Annotated in this window: 24 protein-coding genes; 5 read left to right on the forward strand and 19 right to left on the reverse strand. The window is 65.0% G+C overall.

Features of this window, described 5'->3' with window-relative positions; translation table 11 throughout:
- Positions 1-11: 11 nt before the first annotated feature.
- The 7 genes from astD to Q4S45_RS18710 form a co-directional block, all read right to left on the reverse strand.
- Positions 12-1,481: a succinylglutamate-semialdehyde dehydrogenase gene (gene astD, locus Q4S45_RS18680; protein WP_305506890.1), complete on the reverse strand. Its 1,470-nt coding sequence runs from the start codon at positions 1,479-1,481 to the stop codon at positions 12-14.
- Positions 1,465-2,508 carry an arginine N-succinyltransferase gene (astA, locus tag Q4S45_RS18685; RefSeq protein ID WP_305506892.1) on the reverse strand — a complete coding sequence of 348 codons (1,044 nt, stop codon included), beginning with the start codon at positions 2,506-2,508 and terminating at the stop codon, positions 1,465-1,467. Before astA ends, astD begins: the two co-directional genes overlap by 17 nt.
- Positions 2,509-2,518: 10 nt before the next feature.
- Entirely contained in the window at positions 2,519-3,550 is a 1,032-nt protein-coding gene (locus tag Q4S45_RS18690) for an arginine N-succinyltransferase (protein ID WP_305506894.1), read from the reverse strand.
- Positions 3,551-3,582: 32 nt separating this feature from the next.
- Positions 3,583-4,827, reverse strand: coding sequence for an acetylornithine/succinylornithine family transaminase (astC, locus tag Q4S45_RS18695; protein WP_305506896.1), 1,245 nt, complete (start codon positions 4,825-4,827; stop codon positions 3,583-3,585).
- A 201-nt stretch (positions 4,828-5,028) separates the two neighbouring features.
- A complete protein-coding gene (locus tag Q4S45_RS18700; protein ID WP_305506898.1) occupies positions 5,029-5,700 on the reverse strand; it encodes a transposase in 672 nt (223 codons plus the stop codon).
- A 124-nt stretch (positions 5,701-5,824) separates the two neighbouring features.
- Positions 5,825-6,766: a GlxA family transcriptional regulator gene (locus Q4S45_RS18705; RefSeq protein ID WP_305506900.1), complete on the reverse strand. Its 942-nt coding sequence runs from the start codon at positions 6,764-6,766 to the stop codon at positions 5,825-5,827.
- Positions 6,767-6,775: 9 nt separating this feature from the next.
- A complete protein-coding gene (locus Q4S45_RS18710) occupies positions 6,776-7,693 on the reverse strand; it encodes a DMT family transporter (protein WP_305506902.1) in 918 nt (305 codons plus the stop codon).
- Between the two features lie 155 nt (positions 7,694-7,848).
- Here Q4S45_RS18710 and Q4S45_RS18715 point away from each other — a divergent pair, with 155 nt between their 5' ends.
- The 3 genes from Q4S45_RS18715 to Q4S45_RS18725 all read left to right on the forward strand — a co-directional run bounded on the left by Q4S45_RS18715 (position 7,849) and on the right by Q4S45_RS18725 (position 9,468).
- Positions 7,849-8,271, forward strand: coding sequence for a MarR family winged helix-turn-helix transcriptional regulator (locus Q4S45_RS18715; RefSeq protein WP_305506904.1), 423 nt, complete (start codon positions 7,849-7,851; stop codon positions 8,269-8,271).
- Entirely contained in the window at positions 8,268-8,549 is a 282-nt protein-coding gene (locus Q4S45_RS18720) for a hypothetical protein (protein WP_305506906.1), read from the forward strand. The genes Q4S45_RS18715 and Q4S45_RS18720 overlap by 4 nt, the downstream gene beginning before the upstream one ends.
- An 85-nt stretch (positions 8,550-8,634) precedes the next feature.
- The gene (locus Q4S45_RS18725) at positions 8,635-9,468 is read left to right on the forward strand and encodes an HDOD domain-containing protein (RefSeq protein ID WP_305506908.1); all 834 of its coding nucleotides are present in this window, start codon (positions 8,635-8,637) and stop codon (positions 9,466-9,468) included.
- Positions 9,469-9,759: 291 nt separating this feature from the next.
- Here the strand turns inward: Q4S45_RS18725 and secF are convergent, their stop codons facing one another.
- The 5 genes from secF to queA all read right to left on the reverse strand — a co-directional run bounded on the left by secF (position 9,760) and on the right by queA (position 15,404).
- Complete coding sequence (secF, locus tag Q4S45_RS18730; protein ID WP_305506910.1) at positions 9,760-10,782, reverse strand: protein translocase subunit SecF; 1,023 nt, start codon at positions 10,780-10,782, stop codon at positions 9,760-9,762.
- 19 nt (positions 10,783-10,801) lie between these two features.
- Complete coding sequence (gene secD, locus Q4S45_RS18735; protein WP_305506912.1) at positions 10,802-12,676, reverse strand: protein translocase subunit SecD; 1,875 nt, start codon at positions 12,674-12,676, stop codon at positions 10,802-10,804.
- A 58-nt stretch (positions 12,677-12,734) separates the two neighbouring features.
- Positions 12,735-13,070: a preprotein translocase subunit YajC gene (gene yajC, locus Q4S45_RS18740; RefSeq protein ID WP_305506914.1), complete on the reverse strand. Its 336-nt coding sequence runs from the start codon at positions 13,068-13,070 to the stop codon at positions 12,735-12,737.
- 164 nt (positions 13,071-13,234) lie between these two features.
- On the reverse strand, positions 13,235-14,374 hold the full coding sequence (tgt, locus tag Q4S45_RS18745) for a tRNA guanosine(34) transglycosylase Tgt (protein ID WP_305506916.1): 1,140 nt from the start codon (positions 14,372-14,374) through the stop codon (positions 13,235-13,237).
- A gap of 7 nt (positions 14,375-14,381) precedes the next feature.
- Entirely contained in the window at positions 14,382-15,404 is a 1,023-nt protein-coding gene (gene queA / locus Q4S45_RS18750; RefSeq protein ID WP_305506918.1) for a tRNA preQ1(34) S-adenosylmethionine ribosyltransferase-isomerase QueA, read from the reverse strand.
- A 102-nt stretch (positions 15,405-15,506) separates the two neighbouring features.
- Here queA and recG point away from each other — a divergent pair, with 102 nt between their 5' ends.
- A complete protein-coding gene (recG, locus tag Q4S45_RS18755) occupies positions 15,507-17,558 on the forward strand; it encodes an ATP-dependent DNA helicase RecG (protein WP_305506920.1) in 2,052 nt (683 codons plus the stop codon).
- A gap of 157 nt (positions 17,559-17,715) precedes the next feature.
- Entirely contained in the window at positions 17,716-18,465 is a 750-nt protein-coding gene (locus Q4S45_RS18760; protein WP_305506922.1) for a hypothetical protein, read from the forward strand.
- Positions 18,466-18,469: 4 nt separating this feature from the next.
- Here the strand turns inward: Q4S45_RS18760 and Q4S45_RS18765 are convergent, their stop codons facing one another.
- The 7 genes from Q4S45_RS18765 to Q4S45_RS18795 form a co-directional block, all read right to left on the reverse strand.
- On the reverse strand, positions 18,470-18,664 hold the full coding sequence (locus tag Q4S45_RS18765) for a hypothetical protein (RefSeq protein WP_305506924.1): 195 nt from the start codon (positions 18,662-18,664) through the stop codon (positions 18,470-18,472).
- A gap of 210 nt (positions 18,665-18,874) precedes the next feature.
- Complete coding sequence (locus Q4S45_RS18770; protein WP_305506926.1) at positions 18,875-19,351, reverse strand: DUF4405 domain-containing protein; 477 nt, start codon at positions 19,349-19,351, stop codon at positions 18,875-18,877.
- Positions 19,341-20,198, reverse strand: coding sequence for an FAD:protein FMN transferase (locus Q4S45_RS18775; protein ID WP_305506928.1), 858 nt, complete (start codon positions 20,196-20,198; stop codon positions 19,341-19,343). The genes Q4S45_RS18770 and Q4S45_RS18775 overlap by 11 nt, the downstream gene beginning before the upstream one ends.
- Positions 20,195-20,728, reverse strand: coding sequence for an FMN-binding protein (locus Q4S45_RS18780; protein WP_305506930.1), 534 nt, complete (start codon positions 20,726-20,728; stop codon positions 20,195-20,197). Before Q4S45_RS18780 ends, Q4S45_RS18775 begins: the two co-directional genes overlap by 4 nt.
- 10 nt (positions 20,729-20,738) lie before the next feature.
- The gene (locus tag Q4S45_RS18785) at positions 20,739-21,995 is read right to left on the reverse strand and encodes a hypothetical protein (protein WP_305506932.1); all 1,257 of its coding nucleotides are present in this window, start codon (positions 21,993-21,995) and stop codon (positions 20,739-20,741) included.
- Between the two features lie 150 nt (positions 21,996-22,145).
- On the reverse strand, positions 22,146-22,988 hold the full coding sequence (locus tag Q4S45_RS18790) for a hypothetical protein (RefSeq protein WP_305506934.1): 843 nt from the start codon (positions 22,986-22,988) through the stop codon (positions 22,146-22,148).
- Between the two features lie 53 nt (positions 22,989-23,041).
- On the reverse strand, positions 23,042-23,728 hold the full coding sequence (locus Q4S45_RS18795) for a hypothetical protein (protein WP_305506936.1): 687 nt from the start codon (positions 23,726-23,728) through the stop codon (positions 23,042-23,044).
- Positions 23,729-23,767: the final 39 nt, after the last annotated feature.

Raw genomic sequence — 23,767 nt, forward strand, 5'->3', positions numbered from 1 at the left:
GAGCGTCCGTATCAAATGGTGAGGCCGGGCGACAGCTTGGCCGGCAGCGCGAGTTCGCTGGTTTCGATCGATGCGACCGGGTAGGCGCAATAGTCGGCCGCGTAGTAGGCGCTCGGGCGGTGGTTGCCCGATTTGCCCACGCCGCCGAACGGCGCCGAGCTGGCCGCGCCGGTGGTCGGGCGATTCCAGTTGACGATGCCGGCGCGCGCCTGCACCGAGAAGCGCTTCCACAGCGCCTCGTCGTCCGACAACAGCGCGGCGGCCAGGCCGAATTCGGTGGCGTTGGCGACCTTGATCGCGGTATCGAAATCCTTCACGCGGATGATTTGCAGCAGGGGGCCGAACCATTCTTCGTCGGGAATGCCCTTCGCATCGGTGACGTCGGCAATGCCGGCGGTGACGAAGCCGGCCTTCGGGTCGAGCTGGCGCATTTGCAGCAGGTTGACGCCGCCTTTTGCGACCATGTCGGCCTGCGCCTGCACCAGCATCGAGGCGACGGCGTTCGACACGACCGGGCCCATGAACGGCTGCGGCTCGGCGTTGGACGGGCCGACGGTGAGCTTCGACGCGACGTCGACCAGGCGCTTGATGAAGGCGGCGCCGGCGGCGTTGTCCTGCACGATCAGGCGGCGCGCGCAGGTGCAGCGCTGGCCGGCGGAGATGAAGGCCGACATGACCGCGTGGTGCACGGCAGCGTCGACATCCCGCGCGTCCCACACCACCAGCGGGTTGTTGCCGCCCATTTCAAGCGCGAGCATCTTGCCGGGCTGGCCGCCGAACTGCTTGTGCAGTGCGACGCCGGTCTGGCAGCTGCCGGTAAACAGCACGCCGTCGATCGCGTTCTGCTGGCCGAGCGCGATGCCGGTGTTGCGGCCGCCGTTGACCAGGTTGATCACGCCGGCCGGCAGGCCCGCCTTTTCCCACAGCTGCACGGTCTTGACCGCGGTGCGCGGCGCGTACTCGCTTGGCTTGAACACCACCGTGTTACCGGCGATGAGGGCCGGGACGATATGCCCGTTCGGCAGGTGGCCAGGAAAGTTGTAAGGGCCAAACACGCCGAAGACGCCGTGCGGCCGGTGGCGCAGCACGGCATTGCCGTCGGGGACCTTGGCGGCCGTCTCGCCGGTGCGCGCGCCGTAGGCCTGCACCGAGATGTCGACCTTGTTGGCCATGGTGGTCACTTCAGTGCGCGCTTCCCACAGCGGCTTGCCGACCTCCTCGGCGATGATGCCGGCGAGTTCCTCAGCGTCCTGCTTGAGCAGGTCGCGAAAGCGCGTGCATACGGCGATGCGCTCGTCGAGCGGCGTCATCGCCCAGGCTTCGAAGGCGGCGCGCGCGGCCTGCGCGGCTTGCGCGACGTCGCCTGGGGTGGACTCGTTGCTGGTCCAGGTCTGGCGGCCGGTGGACGGATCGATGGTCGCCAGCTCGGCGCCGCTGCCGGCCAGCCATTGGCCGCCGATGAAGTTACTGAGGTGTGCCATTGAGGTTCTTCCTTGAATTGAGCGGCAGCGTGCGCACCTGTTCGCCGTGGCGGCAGTGCAGCAGATCGAGCTGCGCGGAGGTCAGTGCGATGGAGTCCGATGCCGGCGCCGCGCAGGCGACGATCATGCGGAAGTCCTGCATCACAGTGTTGGACACCAGCGTATGGTCCGAGTTCGGCGGCGCGGCGCCTTCGACGACGGTCACCAGTTCGCTCTGGCGCACGGCGCGCAGTTCGGACACGCGGCCCTGAAGCACCGGGCCGGCGTCGAAGATATCGACGTAGCCTTCGAAGTGCATGCCCTCCTGCTCGAGCATCTTGCGCGCGGGCTGGGTGTTGCGGTGGACCTTGCCGATCACTTCCTGCGCCGAAGCCGGCAGGTAGTCCACGTACAGCGGCTGGCGCGGCATCAGTTCGGCGATGAAGGACTTCTTGCCCAGCGCGGTCAGTTCGTCGACGTGGTCGAAATCCATCTTGAAGAAGTGGCGGCCCAGGCCTTCGTAGAACGGCGAGCTGCCGTCGTCGGCCTGGTAGCCGCGCATCTCCGCGATCAGCTTTTCGGTGAACAGGTGCGGGAACTGGGCGATGAACAGGAAGCGGCTTTTCGACAGCCACTTGCCGTTGTGGCCGAAGCGGTAGTCGGGATGCAGGAACAGCGAGCACAGTTCGGTGGACCCGGTGAGGTCGTTCGACAGGTACAGCGTGTCCATGCGCGTGAAGATATCGAGTTCGCGGCTCGAGTGCACCAGCGTGCCGATGCGGTAGTTATAGAACGGCTCGGTCAGGCCGACCGCGCCCTTGATGGCGCAGACGCCGGCCATGCGGCCATTCGAGGTGTCCTCCATGACGAACATGTAGTCGCGTTTTTCGGGCGCGATGGCCTGCGCGAACGAGGCCACGGCGACGTCCACGCGGTCGCCCAGCATGGTGCGGTCGGGCTTGAGGGTGGTCATGCCGCTGCCGACCTGGGTCGCCATGTCGAGCAGGGCGTCGAGGTCCGAGGTTTTGATTGCGCGTACGACTAGCATGGGTTCTCTCTCAGATTCTGACGCAGATGACGCTGTCGCCGGGGGCCACCATCAGCGCATCGAGCGCGTCCTGCGCCAGATACACCACCTCGCCCGTTTCGACCGATGGGCAGGTCGTGGTGATGGCGCGGAAGTTCTGCTCGCTGCTGGCGGCGATCGCGTAGGTCGCCAGCGCGTCGCAGGCGGCGCCCGGTTCGGCCAGCGCCACTTGGCGGATCACCGAGCCGGTGAAGGAACGCAGCGAATTCTTGTGGGCCTGCAGGATCGGGCCGCCGTCGAAGATGTCGACGTAGTCGTCGGCCTCGAAGCCTTCCTCGGTGAGCAGGTCGAAGGCGAGCTGGCCGTCGGGATGGATCTGGCCCATCACCGCCTGCGCGTCGCCCGGCAGCAGCGGCACGTACACCGGGTAGTGCGGCATCAGCTCGACGATCAGGGTGCGGTTGCGGGCGCCGCCGATGACGCGTTCGGCGTCGAGGAAATCCATCTTGAAGAATTTGCGGCCCAGCGCGTCCCAGAACGGCGACGAGCCTTTGTCGTCGGTGACGCCGGCCAGCGGGACGAAGAAGCGGTCGCCGAAGCGGTGCGGCGCGAGCACGGCGAACAGCAGGCGCGCGCGCGACAGCAGCGCCGCTTCGATGCCGGCGGCTTCGCGCTCGCGCACGTAGAAGCCGGAAAGCTGCGAGTAGGCGGTCAGCTCGGAACAGAGCGTGAGCGCGTGGACGCTGTGGCTGATGTTCAGGTCGCGCGAGACCTGCTGGATCACGTCGTTGCGGAAGGAGAAGTAGGTGCCGTTCGAACCGGCCGAGGCGTGGATCGCGGCGGTGCCGACGATTTCGCGCGTGGCCTGGTTCTCCAGCACGAACAGGTAGGACTCTTCGCTGGGGATGTCCACGTGGGCGGCGAACGAGGCGATCGAACGCTCCACCGAAGCGGCGATTTTCTCGCGCGTCTTCGGCAGCGTGTGGACACCCGGCATCGTCACCGCCGCCAGCGTTTCGAGGGCGGCGACGTCGGACAGTTCTACCGGACGGACAACGTGCATGGGGACTCCCTTGGAAGGTCCGATGTGGGCGGTCAGACGGCGGCCAGGATGGCGTCGGCGGCGGCGCGCATGATGCGGTCGGCTTCGGCGATCTGCTCGTCGGAGACGATCAGGGCCGGCGCCAGGCGGATCACGTCGGGGCCGGCGATCAGCAGCATCAGGCCGAGGGCTTCGGCGGCCTTGGTGTAATCCTTGGCGCGGCCCTTGAAGGCGTCGGCGACCGGCAGGCCAATCAGCAGGCCCTGGCCGCGCACCTTGCCGAACAGCTGCGGGTAGTCGGCCGCGAGCTTTTCGAGGTTGGCGAACAGCTTTGCGCTGGCCTGCTTGACGCGCGCCAGGAAGGCCGGCTGGTTGATCGTCTCGACCACGTTCAGCGCGACGGTCGCGGCCAGCGGGTTGCCGCCGTAGGTGGTGCCGTGCGATCCGACGCTGAAGTGTTCGGCGATTGCGGTGGTGGTCAGCATGGCGCCGATCGGGTAGCCGTTGCCGAGCGCCTTGGCGGTGGTCAGGATGTCAGGGGTGACGCCGGTTTCCATGTAGGCGTACAGGGAGCCGGTGCGGCCGACGCCGGACTGGACTTCGTCGAACACCAGCAGCGCGCCGGTTTCGTCGCAGCGTTCGCGCAGCGCTTTCAGGAAAGCAGGGTCGCCCGGGATCACGCCGCCCTCGCCCTGGATCGGCTCGACGATCACGGCCGCGACGTCATCGGTGATGGCGGCGCGCGCGGCGGCGATGTCGTTGTATGGGATGTGGTTGATCTCCTGCGGCAGCGGCTCGAAGCCTTCGGTGTACTTCGGCTGGCCGCCGACCGAGACGGTGAACAGGGTGCGGCCGTGGAACGACGACAGGCAGGACACGATGCGCGACTTGTGGGCGCCGAACTTGGCGTGGGCGTATTTGCGGGCCAGCTTCAGGGCCGCTTCGTTGGCTTCGGCGCCGGAGTTGCAGAAGAAGGCGCGGTCGGCGAAGGTGGCGTCGGTCAGGGCCAGGGCCAGGCGCAGGACGGGCTCGTTGGTGTAGCCGTTGCCGAGGTGCCAGAGCGTGTTGATCTGCTTGGTGAGGGCGTCGACCAGGGCCGGGTGGGCGTGGCCGAGGCTGGTGACGGCGATGCCGGCGGTGAAATCGAGGTAATGCTTGCCGTTCTGGTCCCACAGGTCCAGGCCGGAGGCGCGCACTGGCACCATCGCCGCCGGGGCGTAGGTGGGGACCAGTACTTCGTCGAAAGTCTGCCTCGTGACAGGCCGCGTGGTGACACCCGATTCAAGCTTTGCGTTCATGGCATTCCTCATCCAATGTTAGGGTCGCCCGGGCTCGGACAGCTGGGCGGATGGCCAATTATAGGAAAGGACGCCGTTGAGTTCTTTTCAATGTGCGACAGGCATTTTCATTTTTCGTCGTTGCCATAAAACCCGGGTCAGACCGGTTGGTCTGACCACTTGGTCTGACCCAAGGGGGAATATCGCGTTTTGGCAGTCGGGTCAGACCAACTGGTCTGACCCTGGTGGGCGTTTGAGCAGTTCCTGCACCCGGTCGGTGAACGACTGATTGCCCAGCGCCAATCCCCCGTTCGTGGCGCGACGCAACTTCTTCATGGTGTTTTCCCCCAGCACTTCGTTGAAAAGCGCGCGGTACGCGTGGATCCTTTCATCCGAGCCGCGGCCAAGTCGGAGGTAGAGCTCGTGCGGCGTCACGAGTTCGTTCACTTCACCGTGCGCGTTGCAGCGGTAGCTCGACCAGTGGTAGTGAAACGGAGCGGCCACCATGCCCGCACGCACCGGGTTGAGCTCGATATAACGCTGGCAGACCATCAGGTAGGTTTCGCTTTGCACCAGGCAGGATCGGTAACGGCCTTCCCACAACCCGCCAGTGCGCTCGTAGCGGCGGTTGACATAGCGCACGTAGTTTTCGCCAAGCGACTTCATCATTGCGCCCGGCCCAGCTTCATCGCTCGGCGTTACCAGCAAGTGGATGTGGTTGCTCATGAGTACATAGGCGTGCAGTTGGCAAGACGATTGCTTGGCAGCCTTAAGCAGCAAATCGAGATAGACCATGAAATCGCTTCGGTCGAAGAAGCAAATTTGCCGATTGTTGCCGCGTTGCGTGATATGCAGAGGAATTTCCGGGATCACCGGACGGGGTTGGCGGGGCATGGGGTGCTCATCAATAAGGATATGAAATTGCTACCCTAGACTTCAACGGCGCCCCGTAACTCGACCGGCATCAATCGAACGGCAGCTACACCAGGGTCTGACCCGCAGGGTCAGACCCAACGGCTTACGAACTCAACTTGCGTTGGCGCTCTTCGCGCGGCGTATTGCCGAACAAGGCCCCAAACGCGGTCGAAAAATGCGAGCCCGACGAAAACCCGCACATCAAGCCAACTTGCACAATCGAGTAGTTCGTGTCGAGCAGCAGCTGGCGCGCGCGCTGGAGCCGCAGCTCGAGGTAGTAGCGCGACGGCAGGCTGCCCAGGTATTGCTTGAACAATCGCTCGAGCTGGCGCCGCGACAGCCCCACCAGCCCCGCTATGTCGTCCGTCGACAGCGGCTCTTCGATGTTGGCTTCCATTAGCGTCACCGCCTCGCTCAGCTTGGGCTGCAGCACGCCGAAGCGCGCCTGCAACGCGACCCGCTGCCGCTCTTCCTTGCCGCGCACGCGGTCGATGCACAGCGCTTCCTTGATGTGCGCCTGCACCGTGGCGCCGAAGATGATCTCGACCAGCGCCAGCGCGAAGTCGATACTTGCCGCGCCGCCGCAGCAGGTCAGCCGGTTGTCGTCGATTTCGTACAGGTGCGGCGTGAAGACGGCATGGTCGGCGCTGGTGTCGACTTCCGCGTACAGCGCCCACGGCAGCGCCGTGCGCACGCCATTGAGCACGCCGCCTTCGGCCAGCCACAGCACGCCGGCGCCGACCCCGCCCCAGAACGGCGCCGCACGCAGCCGCGAATACACCGTGCGGCTGTTGGCGGGCTTGAGTCCCGCTTCCGATTCGTCCGCCACCAGCAGCACGATGTGCCAGTGCCGCACCGCGTCGGCGCCAAACTTGTCAGGCGTGCGCACGTCCACGTGCAGGCGCTCCGGCCCCAGCAGCTTGGCGGCGAGCCGCAGCGGCTGGTACAGGCCGGACCAGGTCAGCGAGTCCGGCTCGCCGGCGTTGACCAGCAGGACGCGCAGCGGCTTTTCATGCGCCAGGCGGGCGAGATCGGACAGCGGCATCGCCGGTCGTTATTCGGGCGCGAGCGCGGCCGCCGGACGCGGCGTGGCCGCATTCCATTGGCTGACGATCATGCCGGCGATCAGCAGCGCCGCGCCGACCCAGCCGCGCGCCGTCATCGTCTCGCCCAGCCAGAAGTAGGCGAAGAAGGCCGCCGCCGCCGGCTCGAACGAGTAGATCACCGCCGCTTCATTGGCCGACGCGCGCGACTGGCCCCAGCTTTGCAGCGAGATGATCGCCGCCGTCGCCACCACGCCCAGGTACACCAGCTTGAGCGTGTAGGTCGCCAGGCCCTGGCCGATGTATTCCCAGTAATTGGCAAAGTCCTGGCTGGCGTCGATGGTGGTGCGCGGCACTTCGCGCGCCAGAAGCCAGATCGCCGCGCACAGGGCGACCGTGAGGATCTGCATCGCGGTGAGCGTCATCAGGCGCGACGCGCGCCGGGTGCGGAATGCCATCATCTTGATGTACAGGCCAAAGGCGAACGCACTGGCCAGCGCCAGCGTGTCGCCGCGCCCCCATGCGCCGCCGTCCCAGCACAGCGCCGCCAGACCCGCCACGGCGAGCACCAGCGCCAGCACGATGCGCTTTTCCGGCAGCTTGCCCGACGCCAGGCCCAGCAGCGGCACCACCAGCACCGACAGGCCGCAGATGAAGGCGTTGCGGTTGGAGGTGGTCAGCGCCAGCCCCTCGACCTGGAACACGTAGCAGAAGAACAGCAGCACGCCCAGCAGGCCGCCCGACACCAGGTCGTCGCGCCCCGGCTTCCACAGGAACGGCGAAAGCAGCACCGCGGCGATCGCGAAGCGGATGAAGATGATCCATTGCGCCGAAAAATACAGCGTCAGCCCTTTCATGGCAGGAAAAGTGGTTCCCCACACCAGGGTGACGAGCAGCAGGGCGAGGATGCCGCGGAACTGATGGGTCATGAATGTCTCGGCGTCGATTTGATAATAATAGGCGTATGGTAACTGCCTCGGCCATAAAACGCGAACGCGCCATTCCGGCAACAAGGCGCGGCCAGCTATAATCATCGCTTATGGGGGAACGATACTTACGCAGTGTCCGCTTGCTGGCGGAGTGCATGCAGGGCTTCGAGCGCTTTTCGGGCGAGTCGGTGCGCCAGTGCGGGCTCACGCACGCCCAGTTCGATATCATCGCCACCCTGGGCAACACGGCCGGGATGACCTACAAGGAACTGGGCGAACGCACGCTGATCACCAAGGGCACCCTGACGGGCGTCATCGACCGCCTGGAACAGAAGGGCCTGGTCGCGCGCACCCGCAGCGGCGACGACAAGCGCTCGTTCTTCGTCAGCCTCACGCCCAGCGGCGCCGCCCTGTTCAGCGAGGTGTTCCCGACGGTGGTGGCGCACGGCAAGCAGCTGTTCGCCGGCTGCAGCGACGCCGAGTTCGACGCCATCGACCAGGCCCTGTCCAGGCTCAAGCAGCTGATCTCCCACGCGGGCCACTCCCCTTCAACCTCACCCTTCAAGGAAGAACAATGAAAACTGCCCTGCTCGACGGCGTCACGCCGGCCAAGATCGATAAACAAATCATCGGCAACCTGTTGCTGGACGTCGCGTCCGTCGCCGATGTGCGCCAGGAAAAACTGCTGATCGGCGTGCGCAACGAAGCCGGCCAGATCTACCGCCTGATCGGCGCGCCCAAGGCCAACAACTACACGAATGCCGTGGAAGAGCTGGAAGACCTGGGCCTGGTGGACGAACTGCAGGACACCGAAGATCCGCAGGAAGGCTGCGACGCGATCTTCTCGGCGCCTTGATCCACGCCAGCGCTGTGGCAAAAAAGATGCTTTTGAGAACGCTTTAACGCCAGGCGGTCCGTTTATTGGGAGTATAATTTTTCCCATGGACAGACTCGAAGCCTTCAAAAGCATTGCCGCCCAAGCAGGACGCGGCGAGCTCACCTTCCCGACCAACGTCGACGCCACCCTCAAGCTGCAGCGCGCCCTGAGTGACCCGGACCTGCACGCGGACGAGGCTGCCCGCCTGGTGCAGGCCGAGCCGCTGCTGGCCGCGCGCACGGTGGCGATCGCCAACTCGGCCGCTTACAAGCGCTCCGGCAGCGACGTCACCAATGTGCGCGCCGCCGTGCAGCGCGTCGGATTTCGCACCCTCAATGCGCTGGCGGCGGCAGTCATCGTCCGCCAGCTCGACAGCAAGATTACCCAACCGGACCTGCGCGCCAAGGCCGACCAGTTGTGGAAGCACTCCGCCCACGTCGCCGCCTTGTCGCAAGTGATCGCGCGGCGCGTCACCCATGTCGATCCGGAAACAGCACTGTTTGCCGGCATTGTGCACGAGGTCGGCGGTTTCTACCTGCTGTCGCGCGCGGCCGAGTTTCCCGGCCTGCTCGATGGCGATCCGGAAGAATGGATTGAATTTGGCGAAATGGAAATTGGCCGCGGCGTGCTGAAAAAGCTTGGCGTGCCGCCAGCCGTGATGGATGCCATCGAAGCCATGTGGAACGGCATGCGCGCGCTGCCGCCCGAAACGCTTGGCGACACGCTGATGCTGGCCAACGACTTGGCGCCGCTGCCGTCGCCGCTGCACGTGCGCGCCGGCGCGACGACGCTGCAATCGGCGGCCACCATCGACTTCGTCACCGGCGACGGCACCCTGGCCGCGATCCTCGAAGAATCGGCGGAAGAAGTCAGCAGCCTGAGCGCAGCGCTGTTTTAAGCCTGCGACCGACACCTGGGGTCAGGTCCGCCGGACCTGACCCCGACGTTGCGCGACGCCGCCCGATCCGACCTGAAGACAGCATTCCACAAAAAAAATGCCCACTCTCGAAAGAGCGGGCCTAAGTCCAAAACTAGGGATGTCCTGAAAGAGACAGTTCCACTATAGTTTTCCGATGGCTCTTCTTCTGTGCGTTGGCCCACACAAATCGAAAATAGTTAGAAATGCCCGACGTGCGGCAATAAAAAAAGGGCAACCTCGGCTGCCCTTCCCTTTGAACTTTCCGGTCGCTTACACCACCGCGCCGTCCGTTTCGTCTTTTTCCTTGACCGGCTTGATCAGGTCTTCACGCTTGACGCCCAGCCACATGGCGATCGCCGCGGCCACGAATACCGACGAGTAGATGCCGAAGCAGATACCGATGGTCAGCGCGATGGCGAAGTAGTGCAGCGTCTGCCCGCCCAGGAACAGCATCGACAGCACCATCATCTGGGTACAGCCGTGGGTGATGATCGTGCGCGAGATGGTGCTGGTGATCGCATTGTCGATCACTTCGGTCACCGGCGCCTTGCGCTGCTTGCGGAAGTTTTCGCGGATCCGGTCGAAAATGACCACCGATTCGTTGACCGAGTAACCCAGCACCGCCAGCACCGCGGCCAGCACGGTCAGCGAGAATTCCCACTGGAAGAAGGCGAAGAAGCCGAGGATGATCACCACGTCGTGCAAGTTGGCGACAATCGCCGCCACCGCGAATTTCCATTCGAAGCGCACCGCCAGGTAGATCATCACGCCGATCACCACCATGACCAGCGCGTTCACGCCGTTCTGCGCCAGCTCGTCACCCACCGACGGACCGACGAAGTCCTTCGATTGCAGGGTCAGCACTTCGGCGCCGGCCGCGCTCACGCAGCCTTGTTTCGATACCGGCTGGCCGCCCGGACCGACGCTGTCGATCTGCTTCGGCGTGCCGCTCTCGGAAGCGCACAAGGCGTTGAACACCGCGGTCGAGCTGTCGGCGCCGGACTGGCCCTTGAGCACCGGCAGGCGCAGCATGATGTCCTGCGCGGTGCCGAAACTGGTCACTTCAGGCTGCTCGTAGCCGAGCTTGACCAGGCTGGCGCGGATTTTTTCCTGGTCCGCGGCGTGCGGATAGCGCAGTTCCAGCTTGGTGCCGCCGGTGAACTCGACCGAAAGATGCAGGCCTTTGTGGAACAGGAAAAATACCGCGGCGACGAAGGTCAGCGCCGACACGATGTTGAAAATCAACGCGTGGCGCATGAACGGGATATCCCGCTTGATCTTGAAAAATTCCATCTTGAATCCTCTTTCTTAATTACTTCTTGATGGAAGCCACGCCGGGCGTCCACACGGTGCCGATGGCAATCTTGCCAAGCTTCTTCTTGCGGCCATACCAGAGGTTGACCACGCCGCGCGACACGAACACCGCCGAGAACATCGAGGTCAGGATGCCGAGGCAGTGCACCACGGCAAAGCCGCGCACGGCGCCGGAACCGAACACCAGCAGCGCCAGGCCGACGATCAGCGTGGTGACGTTGGAGTCGAGAATGGTGGCCCAGGCGCGGTCGAAGCCGGCCGCGATCGCCGCCTGCGGCGTGTTACCGCCACGCAGTTCCTCGCGGATGCGCTCGTTGATCAGCACGTTGGCGTCGATCGCCATGCCGAGCGCGAGCGCGATAGCGGCGATACCCGGCAGGGTCAGGGTCGCCTGCATGATCGACAGCAGGGCCAGCAGCAGGAACAGGTTGCAGGCCAGCGCCAGCACGCTGAAGAAACCGAACAGCTGGTAGTAGATGATCATGAAGATCGCGATCGCGACGAAGCCGTACACGGTCGAGTACAGGCCCTTGGCGATGTTCTCGGCGCCCAGTTGCGGCCCGATCACGCGCTCTTCGACGAATTCCATCGGCGCCGACAGTGCGCCGGAGCGCAGCAGCAGCGCCAGTTCGTTGGCGCGCTCGGCGGTGCCCATGTTGGAGATCTGGAACGTGCTGCCCAGTTCGCTCTGGATGGTCGCCACCGAGGCCACCATGTACTTGCCCTTTTCCTTGAGCAGGATCGCCATTTTCTTGCCGATGCGCTCGCGGGTCGCTTCGCGCATCTTGCGTCCGCCGTCGCCGTTCAGGTCGATGCTGACGGCCGGCTGCTGGTTCTGGTCGAAGCTCGCGGCGGCGCCGGAAATGTATTCGCCGGTCAGGTTGACGTCCTTGTACAGCACGACCGGCGCGCCGGTGCCGACGGTGAACAGTTCCGAGTTCAGCGGAATGGCGGCGGTGGTTTCGGTGCCCGGGGTGATCGACTCGTCGACCATGCGCATCTCCAGCGTCGCCGTGCGGCCGATGATGTCCTTGGCGCGCGCCACGTCCTGCACGCCCGGCAACTGGATCAGGATGCGGTCGGCGCCCTGCTGCTGGATGATCGGCTCGGACACCCCCAGTTCGTTGATCCGCTTCGACAGCGTGGTGATGTTCTGCTTGACGCCTTCTTCGACGATGCGCTTGAGCGCTTCCGGCTTGAGCGAGACCACCAGTTTCAGGTCGGCGCCGTCGGCCGCGTCGGCGAACGCCAGGTCGGCCACCTGGCCGGCCAGCACGTCGTGCGCGCGCGAACGGGTTTCCGCGTCGCGGAACTTGATGACGATGGTGTTGCCCACGCGCTCGATGCCGGCGTGGCGCACGTTCTTGTCGCGCAACACGCTGCGCGACGTGGCCTGCAGGCCCTTGATCTTGTTGTCGAGCACGCCGTTGGCGTCGACCTGCATCAGGAAGTGCACGCCGCCGCGCAAGTCCAGGCCGAGGTTCATCGGCAGCGCGCGGATCGCCTGCATCCAGGCCGGGGTGTTCTTCACCAGGTTGACGGTGACGATGTAGTCCGGATCGGTCGGGTCGCGGTTCAGGTCGCGTTCCAGCGCCAGCTTGGCCTTGAACTGGGCGTCGGTGGTCGGGAAGCGCACGCGCACCGAGGTGCCGGCGCCCTGGCCGTCGAGGCTGATGCGGTCGGGCGCAATCCCCTCCTGTTTCAACGCCGCGGCGACCTGGGCCGAGGTGGCGTCGTTCACCTTGATGGTGGTCTTGCCGGTCGTCACTTGCAGCGCCGGCGATTCACCGAAATAGTTCGGCGCCGTGTACAGCGCGCCGAACAGCAGCGCGATGACGATCAGGATATATTTCCAGAGGGGATAGCGATTCATAATGTTCCAGCGTGTGATGGTGAGCAGGCGGGAGCGGCGCGCACGCCGCCCGGCAGGCTTACAGCGACTTCAGGGTGCCCTTCGGCAGCAGCGTGGTGATCGCGCTCTTCTGGATCACGATTTCGGTATTGGCGGCCACTTCGACGGTGATGTAGGTATCGTTGACCTTGGCGACCTTGCCCAGGATGCCGCCGGCGGTGATCACTTCATCGCCCTTGGCCAGCGCGTCCATCATCGACTTCTGCTCTTTTGCACGCTTCTGCTGCGGGCGGATCATCACGAAGTAGATGACCGCGAACATCAGGATAAACGGCGCGATGGACGTCAGGGTGGCCATCGTTCCGGCGTCCGCGGCGGTGCCGGCGGTTTGTGCGTAAGCATTAGAAATGAACACAGTTACTCCAGTTATTAGTTTTACTTGGTTAAAAAAGCAGCGCTGTATTCTAGCACCGGGCGAAGGCGGCTAGTCATTTTCGCCATGTGGGTCTTGTAATTGTTTTTGCAAGCGTCGGTGTCAACCCCGGGGACAGGTCCGGCGGACCTGACCCCATCCTTCCGTCAGATCCCGCGCGCCCGGTCCGCATTGAACTTGAGGCGGAACGCATGGAAGCCGTCCGCGTCGATCGCATCGCGCATCTCCTGCATCAGCTTCAGGTAGTAGTGCAGGTTGTGGATGGTATTGAGCCGCGCACCCAGGATCTCCTGCGAGCGGTGCAAGTGGTGCAGGTAGGCCCGCGAGAAGTTCTTGCAGCAGTAGCAGTCGCAGCTCTCGTCCAGCGGCGCCGGATCGTCCTTGTAGCGCGCGTTCTTGATCTTGACGTCGCCAAAGCGCGTAAACAGCCAGCCGTTGCGCGCATTCCGGGTCGGCATCACGCAGTCGAACATGTCGACGCCGTTCGCCACGCCGGCCACCAGGTCTTCCGGCGTGCCCACGCCCATCAGGTAATGCGGCTTGTTGGCCGGCAGTTTCGGGCCGACGTGCGCCAGCATGCGCATCATGTCGTCCTTCGGCTCGCCCACCGACAGGCCGCCGATCGCGATACCCGGGAAGTTGATGTCCTCGAGTCCCGCGAGCGACTCGTCGCGCAGGTGCTCGTACATGCCGCCTTGGACGATGCCGAACAGCGCATTCGGATTCTCGCCGCCCTTGAATTCGTTCATCGAGCGCTGCGCCCAGCGCAGCGACATGCGCATCGACTTGGCCGCTTCCTCGCTGGTGGCGGGACGGCCGTCGATTTCGTACGGCGTGCATTCGTCGAACTGCATCACGATGTCCGAGTTCAGCGCGCGCTGGATCTGCATCGAGATTTCAGGCGACAGGAACAGCTTGCTGCCGTCGATCGGCGAGGCGAACTTGACGCCCTCCTCCGTGATCTTGCGCATCGCGCCCAGCGAGAACACCTGGAAGCCGCCGGAGTCGGTCAGGATCGGGCCGTTCCAGCCCATGAAGCCGTGCAGGCCGCCGAACTTGTTGAGCACTTCGGTGCCCGGGCGCAGCCACAGGTGGAAGGTGTTCCCCAGGATGATCTGCGAGCCGACCGCCTTCAGTTCGTCCGGATCCATCGCCTTGACCGAACCGTAGGTCCCGACCGGCATGAAGATCGGCGTCTCGATGGTGCCGTGATTGAGCTTGAGGCGGCCGCGCCGCGCGTGCGACAGGCCGCTGGTGTCGGTCTTGAGTAGAGTAAATTCGAGCATTGGAGTCTTAACGTGATTGGGTCGTGAGCAGCATGGCGTCGCCATAGCTGAAGAAGCGGTATTCGCTGGCGATCGCGTGGGCGTAGGCCTTGCGGATCGGCTCATAGCCGGCGAAGGCCGACACCAGCATCAGCAGGGTCGACTTCGGCAGGTGGAAGTTGGTGATTAGGCGCGTGACCGTCTTGAAGGTGTAGCCGGGCGTGATGAACAGCGCGGTGTCGGCGCTGCCGGCCACCAGTTCGCCCGACTGCGACGCCGATTCGAGCGCGCGCAGGCTGGTGGTGCCGACGGCGACGACGGCCTTGCCGGCAGCCTTGGCGGCTTTCACCGCGTCGACGGCCTCCTGCGGCACGGTGTACCACTCGGTGTGCATGTTGTGCTTGGTGAGGTCTTCGACCCGCACCGGCTGGAAGGTGCCAGCGCCCACGTGCAGCGTGACGTACGCGAAGTTGACGCCCTTCGCGGCCAGCTTCGCCAGCAGCGCGTCGTCGAAGTGCAGGCCGGCGGTCGGCGCGGCGACGGCGCCCGGCTCCTTCGAGTACACGGTCTGGTAGCGCTGCTCGTCGAATTCGTCGGCGGCGTGGTCGATGTAGGGCGGCAGCGGCAGGCGGCCGTGCGCTTCGATCAGCTCGAACACGTCGCCTTCGAACGTCAGGGTGAAGAACTCGCCCGCGCGCTCGCCGGCGACGACGTCGAACGCGTCGGCCAGGCGGATGCGGTTGCCCGGCTTGGGCGACTTCGAGGCGCGCACCTGGGCCAGCACGGTGCGGTTGTCGAGCACGCGCTCGACCAGCACTTCGACCTGGCCGCCGGATTCCTTGACGCCGAAGAAGCGCGCCTTGAGCACGCGGGTATTGTTCATGACCAGCAGGTCGCCCGCTTCGAGCAGGTCGACGATATCGCTGAACTGGCGGTCGACGATGGTGTCGCCGTCGAGTTGCAGCAGGCGCGAGGCGCTGCGGTCGGGCAGCGGGGTCTGCGCGATGCGCTCGGGCGGCAGGTCGAAATCGAAATCGGAAAGCGAGTACATTCTGCTAATTCTGGAAAAATGGGGTTCAGGGGCCTTACAATAGGGCTTACAAGCGCAAGGCAACCCTCTATTTTACGCCACTTGCCCCGCGAAATCGCCACAATGCCAGCATCCAAACCGAAACCTGCGCCAAAAACCAACGAAAGCAAGCTAGCGAAGCTGGGACTGCGCACCGACATGGACCTGGTGCTGCACCTGCCGATGCGCTACGAAGACGAAACCCAGGTCGTCTCGATCCGCGAAGCCTGCCTGCGCGGCGGCCACGTATCGCAGGTCGAGGGCGTCGTCACCAAGAACGAAATCAGCTTCCGGCCGCGCCGCCAGCTGCTCGTGACCATCGCCGACGAAACCGGCGACCTGCTGCTGCGCTTCATGAACTTCTACGGCAGCCAGGTCAAGCAGCTGGCCGAAGGCACCCGCGTGCGCGCCCGAGCGGAACTCAAGCATGGATTCTTCGGCGCGGAGATGGTGCACCCCGCTTATAAAGTCATCAACGAAGGCGCTCCGCTGCCCACCGTGCTTACGCCAGTCTACCCCTCCGGCGAAGGCTTGTCGCAGGCGATCCTGCGGCGCGCGATCGGCGACGCGATGAAGCGCATCGACTGGCAGGACACGCTGCCGCCCAAGCTGCTGGCGGCGATGAACCTGTCGAACTTCGAGCCGTCCGTGCGGCTGCTGCACACGCCGCCGCAGGAGATCGACGAGAACGCGCTGATGGACCGCTCGCATCCGGCTTGGGTGCGCATGAAGTTCGACGAACTGCTGGCCCAGCAGCTCTCGCTCAAGCGCGCGCAGCGTGCGCGCCGCGCCAAGGGGGCGCCGGTGATCAAGACGATGGGCACGCTGACCGAAACGTTCACCGCGATCCTGCCATTCCAGCTGACCGGCGCGCAGGCCCGCGTGCTCAAGGAAATTCGCGCCGACCTGCGCCAGCCGTATCCGATGCAGCGCCTGCTGCAGGGCGACGTCGGCAGCGGCAAGACCGTGGTCGCCGCGCTGGCCGCCGCGCAGGCGATCGACAGCGGCTACCAGGCCGCGCTGATGGCGCCCACCGAGATCCTGGCCGACCAGCACTTCCGCAAGATCGCGGCGTGGATGGAGCCGCTCGGCGTGAAGGTGGCGTGGCTGACCGGCAGCCTGAAAAAGAAGGACAAGGCCGCCGCCACCGCGCTGGTCGAATCGGGCGAGGCGCAGCTGGTGATCGGCACCCACGCGCTGATCCAGGACACCGTCAACTTTGCGAAGCTGGGACTGGTCATCGTCGACGAGCAGCACCGCTTCGGCGTCGGCCAGCGCCTCACCTTGCGCAACAAGGGCAGCAACGGCAAGACGCCGCACCAGCTGATGATGTCGGCCACGCCGATCCCGCGCACGCTGGCGATGACCTACTACGCCGACCTGGAGGTGTCGATCATCGACGAGCTGCCGCCGGGCCGCAGTCCCATCGTTACGCGCGCGATCGACCAGAACCGGCGCGACGAAGTCATCGAACGCGTGCACGCCGCCGCGCTCGAAGGCCGCCAGGTGTACTGGGTCTGCCCGCTGATCGAGGAATCGGAAGCGCTGCAGCTGCAGACCGCGACCGACACCCACGCGATGCTGGCCGAGGCGCTGCCCGACCTGCAGGTGGGACTGGTGCACGGCCGCCTCAAGCCCGCCGAGAAGCAGGAAGTGATGGATGCGTTCGCGGCCAACGAGGTGCAGGTGCTGGTGGCGACCACCGTGATCGAGGTGGGCGTGGACGTGCCGAATGCGTCGCTGATGGTGATCGAGCACGCCGAGCGGTTCGGCCTGTCGCAGCTGCACCAACTGCGCGGCCGGGTCGGGCGCGGCTCGGCGGCCAGTGTCTGCCTGCTGCTGTACCAAAGCCCGCTGGGCGGTGTGGCGAAACAGCGCCTGATGACGATGCGCGAAACCACCGACGGCTTTGAGATCGCGCGGCGCGACCTGGAGATCCGCGGCCCCGGCGAATTCCTCGGCGCACGCCAGTCGGGACAGGCCATGCTGCGCTTCGCCGACCTGGAGACCGACCAGTGGCTGGTCGAGCAGGCGCGCGACGTCGCGCACAACCTGCTGCACGAATCGGACGACGAGGTGGTCGAAGCGCACCTGGCGCGCTGGCTCGGCGGCAAAGAGGAATTCCTGAAGGTCTAGCTCCCGCCCGCAGAATCGCGGCGTAAATACATTCATTCCTGTCGCGATTTTAACGACAAGGGCTGACAACGACAGTGTGATTATTCAATAGTTTTCGACCGGTTATTGCAGGTATGCTTGTCGCCCATTCAAGTGCCGTCGTTACACAGGTAATCGCATGCCCATTTTCGGAATCGGACTTCACATCCTCGTCGCCGTGTTTTTCGCGATCCATGCAGTGCGCACGGGGCGCGAGCTGTATTGGCTGTTCATCCTTTTCATGTTTCCGTTGTTGGGCAGCATCGTCTATTTCGCGGTGGTGTTCCTGCCCCATTCGCGCATCGAACGTGGCGCGCGCCAGGCCGGCGCGGCCATCCAGAAAACCCTGAACCCGGGGCGCGAACTCCGCGAGGCCCAGCAGGCCTTCGACCTGACGCCGACGGCGCACAACCAGATGCAACTGGCGCAAGCGCTGCTGGCCGCCGGCCAGGTGGCACAGGCGGTCGAGCAGTACGACGCCTGCCTGCGCGGCCCCTTCGCCAACGACGCCGAGATCAACCTGGGCGCGGCGCGCGCGAAGCTGGCGAACGGTCAGCCGCGGCCCGCGATCGGCCTCTTGGTGTCGCTGCGCGCGACCCAGCCCAACTTCCGTCCGCAGGAAATTGGCCTCCTGCTGGCCAGCGCTTACACGGCCGCCGGCCGCAAGGACGAAGCCGGCGTCGAGTACGAGATGCTGGTGCAGCGCTTCGGCAGCGTCGAAGCGCGCGCCGGACTGGCGCTGTGGGCGATCGAACAGGGCCAGCGTCCGTTGGCCGAGCGCGAGCTCAAGGAACTCGACCACGCGCGCAAGCACATGACCAGGCACACCCGCGGCCAGCACCAGGACCTGTTCAGGCGCCTGGATGCGGCACGCGCGAACTTCGGCTGAGCGTTCAATCGGCGTTGCGCACTCGTGGCGCCTTGATGATCACGACCGCCATGCTGGTTGGCGTGGCGATGTTGCGGGCCACCGGCACCGGCTTCGCTCCTGCCTGCGCGGCCGGCAGGCTGTCGAGCAGCCAGCTTCCCAGGCTAACGGTAGCCAGCGCGGTCACGAAAATCACTTCCATGTTTTTGTGGATGTTCACGATAATTCCTTTCAGGTCGGGTTTCGGAGGCGCGGGCTTCGACGCCCACATCCCCCATACAGCATGACCCGTGCCAGTCCGGCGAAACCAGACTAAGTATCTGAATTAACGTGATTTTTTCGCGGCATCTCAGCAATTTGAAGGTGTGAAATGGCGGCCCGCGACCAACAGTTTTTGCAGGCAGTGTTCGACGCGGCGCAACGCATGGGACTAAGCGCGTAAGCGCTCCGCGCGGCCGAGCCGTATGTGTACGACAAGCAGCAGCGCGCCGCCGAGGCCAATGATCCAGTGCAGCGCCGACCACACGCTGCGATCGCTTTCGCCAGCCAGGTAATACAAGCCGAATCCGCTGACAACCAGCAGCAGGAACGTCGTGATCATCGACCATCCCGACACCAGGTTGCGACGGCTCTTGAGCGCGCGCCGGATATGGCCGTTCATCAGGCTGCCGAGGAAGAACAGCATGACCATCGCGGCGGCGCCGTGCAGCTTCATGGCCCACGGCTCGATCGGGCTGACCGACTCGCCGAACTGGCCCTGCGCGCGCAGGAAAAACCGAGCGATGAGCCAGGCCGCTCCGCTGATCAGCAATGCCGCGCCGCTGGCGTACACGCATCGGCGGTGCCAGCGCTCGAGGCGAAGGTTGATGTGGTGTCGCGCGTGGTTGGCAGTGTGTTTATGCGTCATTGTGTGATTGGGGTGAATGGCAGCGCAGCATGACGTCGGCGCCGAACGCGGCAAGCGCGGGGTGGCCTGGATCTCGTGTCGCCAGCACGACCTTGGTGAGCGCGTCGGCCACGGCGCAACGGGTGGCGCTGACGGTCGCGCTGACGGTATCGACAATCGCGGCGCCGTCGCGGCCGTCGACCAGCGCGCTGACTGTACGTCCTGCCACGCTGCCGCGCGAGAAATAGCCGGCGGACGTCGCCATCGCGCGGTCGCGCAATTGCAGGGATTCGGAAAACCGGCGCGGGTCGTGCGGCGCGCGCACCAGCACGGGAAACGCAAGCGGACCGAAAGCACGCAGGTCGCCGCCCGCATTGACGCAGCCGGCCAGCGCGCCCGCGGCCTGCAACGCCTCGACGGCGCAATCGACAGCGAAACCTTTTGCGATTCCGCCAAGGTCGATCCACGCCGGCGCGAGCTTGCGCACCTGCCCATCCTCTTCGCAGGAATACACCGCGACGCCCGGAACGAATGTCGGCCCCCCGACCGCCGGTGCGGGCAGCAAGCGCCACGCGACCAGGTTCGGCGCGCAGGCGACGTTGAACGCGCGCTCCGACGCTTCGGCGATCTCGCTGGCCAGCTTGAGCACCTGCCAGGTCAGGGGGTGCACCGCCAGGACTTCACCGGCTTGCGCGCGGTTGAACCGCGACACGTCGCTGCCGGTCTCATGAAAACTCATCAAACGGTGCACGAGCGCGACGCGCTCGAACGCGGTCGCGATGGCCGCATCCGCATCGGCATCGGCCAGTCCTTGCGCCAGCGTCACCTCGACCAGTGTTCCCAGCCAGGGCTGCGCGCGCCGTCTCATTTTTTTACCAGCAGCTGTCCGATCGCGGCGATGCGGCGCACGCCGTCGGTCAGGTGCGTGCACGACAAGGTCGCGCCGCTGATGTTGGCGATGCCCTCGCCGATCGACAGGCCCGCGGGCGCGCGCTTGCCGACGAACTGCCGGCGCCAGGCGGGATTGCGAATCTCTCCGCCGTGGCTTTCGCGATACGCCAGGATCTCGACCTGGCGGATGGAGGCATCGGTATTGAGGCCGACCGCATACGAAATCAGCTCGAACTTGCCGATCACGTCATCGAGCACCACGAAGCCGATCGCCGTGTCGCCCCGGTACGCGCCAAACACCCGCCACGCTACCGACCGCGCCGGCAGGCCGGAAAGCTTCTCGACCTCGCGCATCTGGCTCGACGACAGCGCGAGATTCTGCTCACGAAATGCGGTGGCGTCCGGGAACATCAGCTTTTGCGCCTGTTCGACACTCAGATACTGCACGGCGAAGGCCGGCGCGGCGGAGGCGGCGGCAAGCACCGGCAGGTATCGAAGCACGTTCATCGCGTTTTCCTTAGTAGGAGAAGCCGACGCCGAGGTTCAGGCGGTCGCGCGCACTGTCGCCGCGGAACTTCTGATAATCCGCCTTGAGCACAACACCTTCGCCGATGCGCAAATTGGCGCCCACAGTGCCGACCTTGTGATCGGCGTCCGGCGTGGCCTGATTGGTGAAGCTGCTGGCGGTGTTGAACTGCTCGTAACGAACGAATGGGTTCAATGCGATGTCGCCCGACTTGAAGGACTGGTAAGCGGCCTGCAAGTACCAGCCCGCGAAACTGCTTGGCACCGGCGCCGGCTCGTCGCCGAACGAGGCGTTCAGGGCGGCGATGTTGGCGATGCGGCCGCGCGCATAGACCGCGGACAGGTCCCACAGGCCAGGCGTGTAGCGGCCATGCAGGTCCCACACGGAGATGCGCGCGTCGGGCGCGGCGAAACCCGCTGTGTCGTGCCCTGCCTTGCCGGTGAAGACCGAGCCTCCCAGCAGCAGGCCCGGCACGCCGCGCCAGTTCAGCGCACCGTGCACCGACAGATGGCGCGACTTGGCCAACTGGCCTTCCTGGTGAATGCTGCCGAGCGGCGATTCGCGGCCTTCTTCCGATGCGGCGTCCCACTTCGACAGGTCGAATCCGGTGGTCAGCCCGGTGTCCCAGGTGAAGCCCTCGCCGAAATCGCCCGACAGGCCCACGCCCGCTTCGCGCCAGGTGCTCGGAATGATCGCGGTTTCGACGAAGTTGCGCTCGACGCCGTAGAACGCGGTCGGCTCGTGGCTGGTGTTGAGCAGGCCGGCAGGGATCAGGAACAGGCCCGCCTTGCCGCGCATGCCGTTGCCGAACTGGCGCTCCACGTACAGCTGTTCGATCGCGGCTTCGCCCTGGTCGCCGGCCGATGCGATCGCGTGCTCCCATTCGAATTCGGACACGAGCTTGGTGCGCTCGTCGAACCGGTGCTCGATGCCGATGACGGCGCGGCGCACATCGGTCTGCGCGCCCGCCGGGTTGCGGGTCGGGCGATTGTAGTTGATCTCGCCGTAGCCGCCGATCACCGTGGCCGGGGCGCTCGCCGCCGCGGCGGCCGGCGCCTCGATTTGCTGCTGCCGCTGTTCGACAGCCGCGGTCTTTTGCGCCCCCGCCTTCAGTTCGGCCTTGACCGCCTCCAGTTCGGCCGACAGTTTTTCGATGCGGGCCAGGAGCTCGGCCTCGGTGGCCTGGGCGACCAGCGGTGAAGTGAGGAAGGCGGCGACGACCGCGGTCGCGACGAAGTTTTTACGCATGACAGGGGCTCTCAAAAAGAATTTTATTTCCCTAAGGAAATCTCTAAATGAGAATGATTATAATTTACAAGCCGTATGGACGCATCAACATTACACAAATGTAATGTTGATGCTGCTCGGATTCTGCCGGCCTTGCCACAGGCGTGTCACTCAGAGCGCGGCTGCGGGACAGCCTGCTGCCGGCGCCTGCGGCGCCTTGCTCGGGACCGCGATCAGGTTGCCGCGCAAGGTGCGCAGCACCAGCTGGCCGCATTGGTCACTGATCACCTGTGCGCGCTCCATCCGCTCCGCCCCGCCTTCGTTGTAGCGCACGGTCTTGAACGGATCCGAAGGTTCGCCGGCGGCTTGTGCGTCGGCCAGCGCGATATCGAGCGACTGCGCAACCATCCGCGCGCTGACTTTCCTGAGCAGGTTTTCCCTGTCATTGAACCAGGCCGCCACGCCCGCGCCCTCGTCCTGTGCCGGCGAGATCACCCGGATGATCTTCTGGTACGGCCTGGCGCCCGCGCCCTGTATCGAAATGGCGTTTTCCAGGATCAGCGCGCGCTGGTCCTGGGTCATGAAGAAGGAAGGGACGCCGTCGGCGACCACTTCGCCTTCCGCGCAGGGAGCCGCGGCAGGCAGCAGATGCTTGTCGCCGGCGGTTTTCATTTCGGCGAGGGAGGCAAGCATCAGTTCCTGGTGCCCGTAGTTCGCCAGCGCTGGCCGGTAAGGCAACAGGACCTTGTCTGCTTCGTCGCGCATCTTCTGCTTTTCGCTCTCGCGCATCCCGCCGCTGATGGCCGCATGCGTCGCGACCGCCGCCAGCATCCCGACCAGGCCGGGCGCCGGATACATCATCGCCCCGGCGCCGCTTCCGGCCTTGTCGTAATTGAGCGCGCCGTGAAACACGACCGGCTCGGCGACCGGGCCGCGCAGGCATAATCGGCGCGCCGGTTCCGCCGCGAGCGCATTCGCAGTGGCCAGGAACAGCAGCAGCGCGGCGCCGAGCAAGGCGCACCGCGAAGCGCCGCCTCGCAATTCAACTGGCCTGGCCATGGTCAATCTCACTGCGCCAGCGGCGTCAGGACACTGTCCTTGGCCAGTTCGATTACCTGGTAGTAAGCGTTGGTCAGGCCCGGGAACTTCGGCGGCTCATCCCACTTGCCGTCCGATGCCTTCATGGCAGTAATCCGCTGGAACCACTCGAGCGAATTGTCGTTCAGGTTGACGATATAGCTTTCGCCGACAATGGTCGCCTTCGGATCGCCATTCGGGATATAGGCGGCATAGGTACGCTCGATACCTACCGTCCTGAAGTTGACGACGACCAGCTTGTCGATGTTGTACTTGGCTTTCAGGCTGCTGAAATCCTTGTAGGCGAAATTCACGCCCTTGCCGCTGTCCGGCAGAGCGCTCAGGTCCAGTTGGTCGATCATCGTGACCTTGGCGCCGCGCTTCTTGAGTACTTCGGCCACCTGCTTGTTCAGGCCCGCCAGGTCGTCCGCGGGGAGCGTCTTGGTGTATTTCGTCAGGTCCGAATTGGCGACGGAGGCCGCCGCAAGGCACAGCAGGCAGCTCGCGCCCGGAAACTGGGTATCGACGACCGGCATCTTGGCGAGGACCACGCCGTAGTTGTTCGCCGGGGCGGCAAACGCCTGCGGAGCGACCGGCAGCGGCAGTTGCGGCGCCGAAGCGCACGCAGTCAGAAGGAAGGTGGCGGAAATCAGGAGTGCGGAAAGACGTGTATTCACGAAGTGCCCTTGATGGAGACGTTTCAACCGTTCCAGGCG

It is taken from the genome of Massilia sp. R2A-15, assembly GCF_030704305.1.
Taxonomy (GTDB): domain Bacteria; phylum Pseudomonadota; class Gammaproteobacteria; order Burkholderiales; family Burkholderiaceae_D; genus JAFCUW01.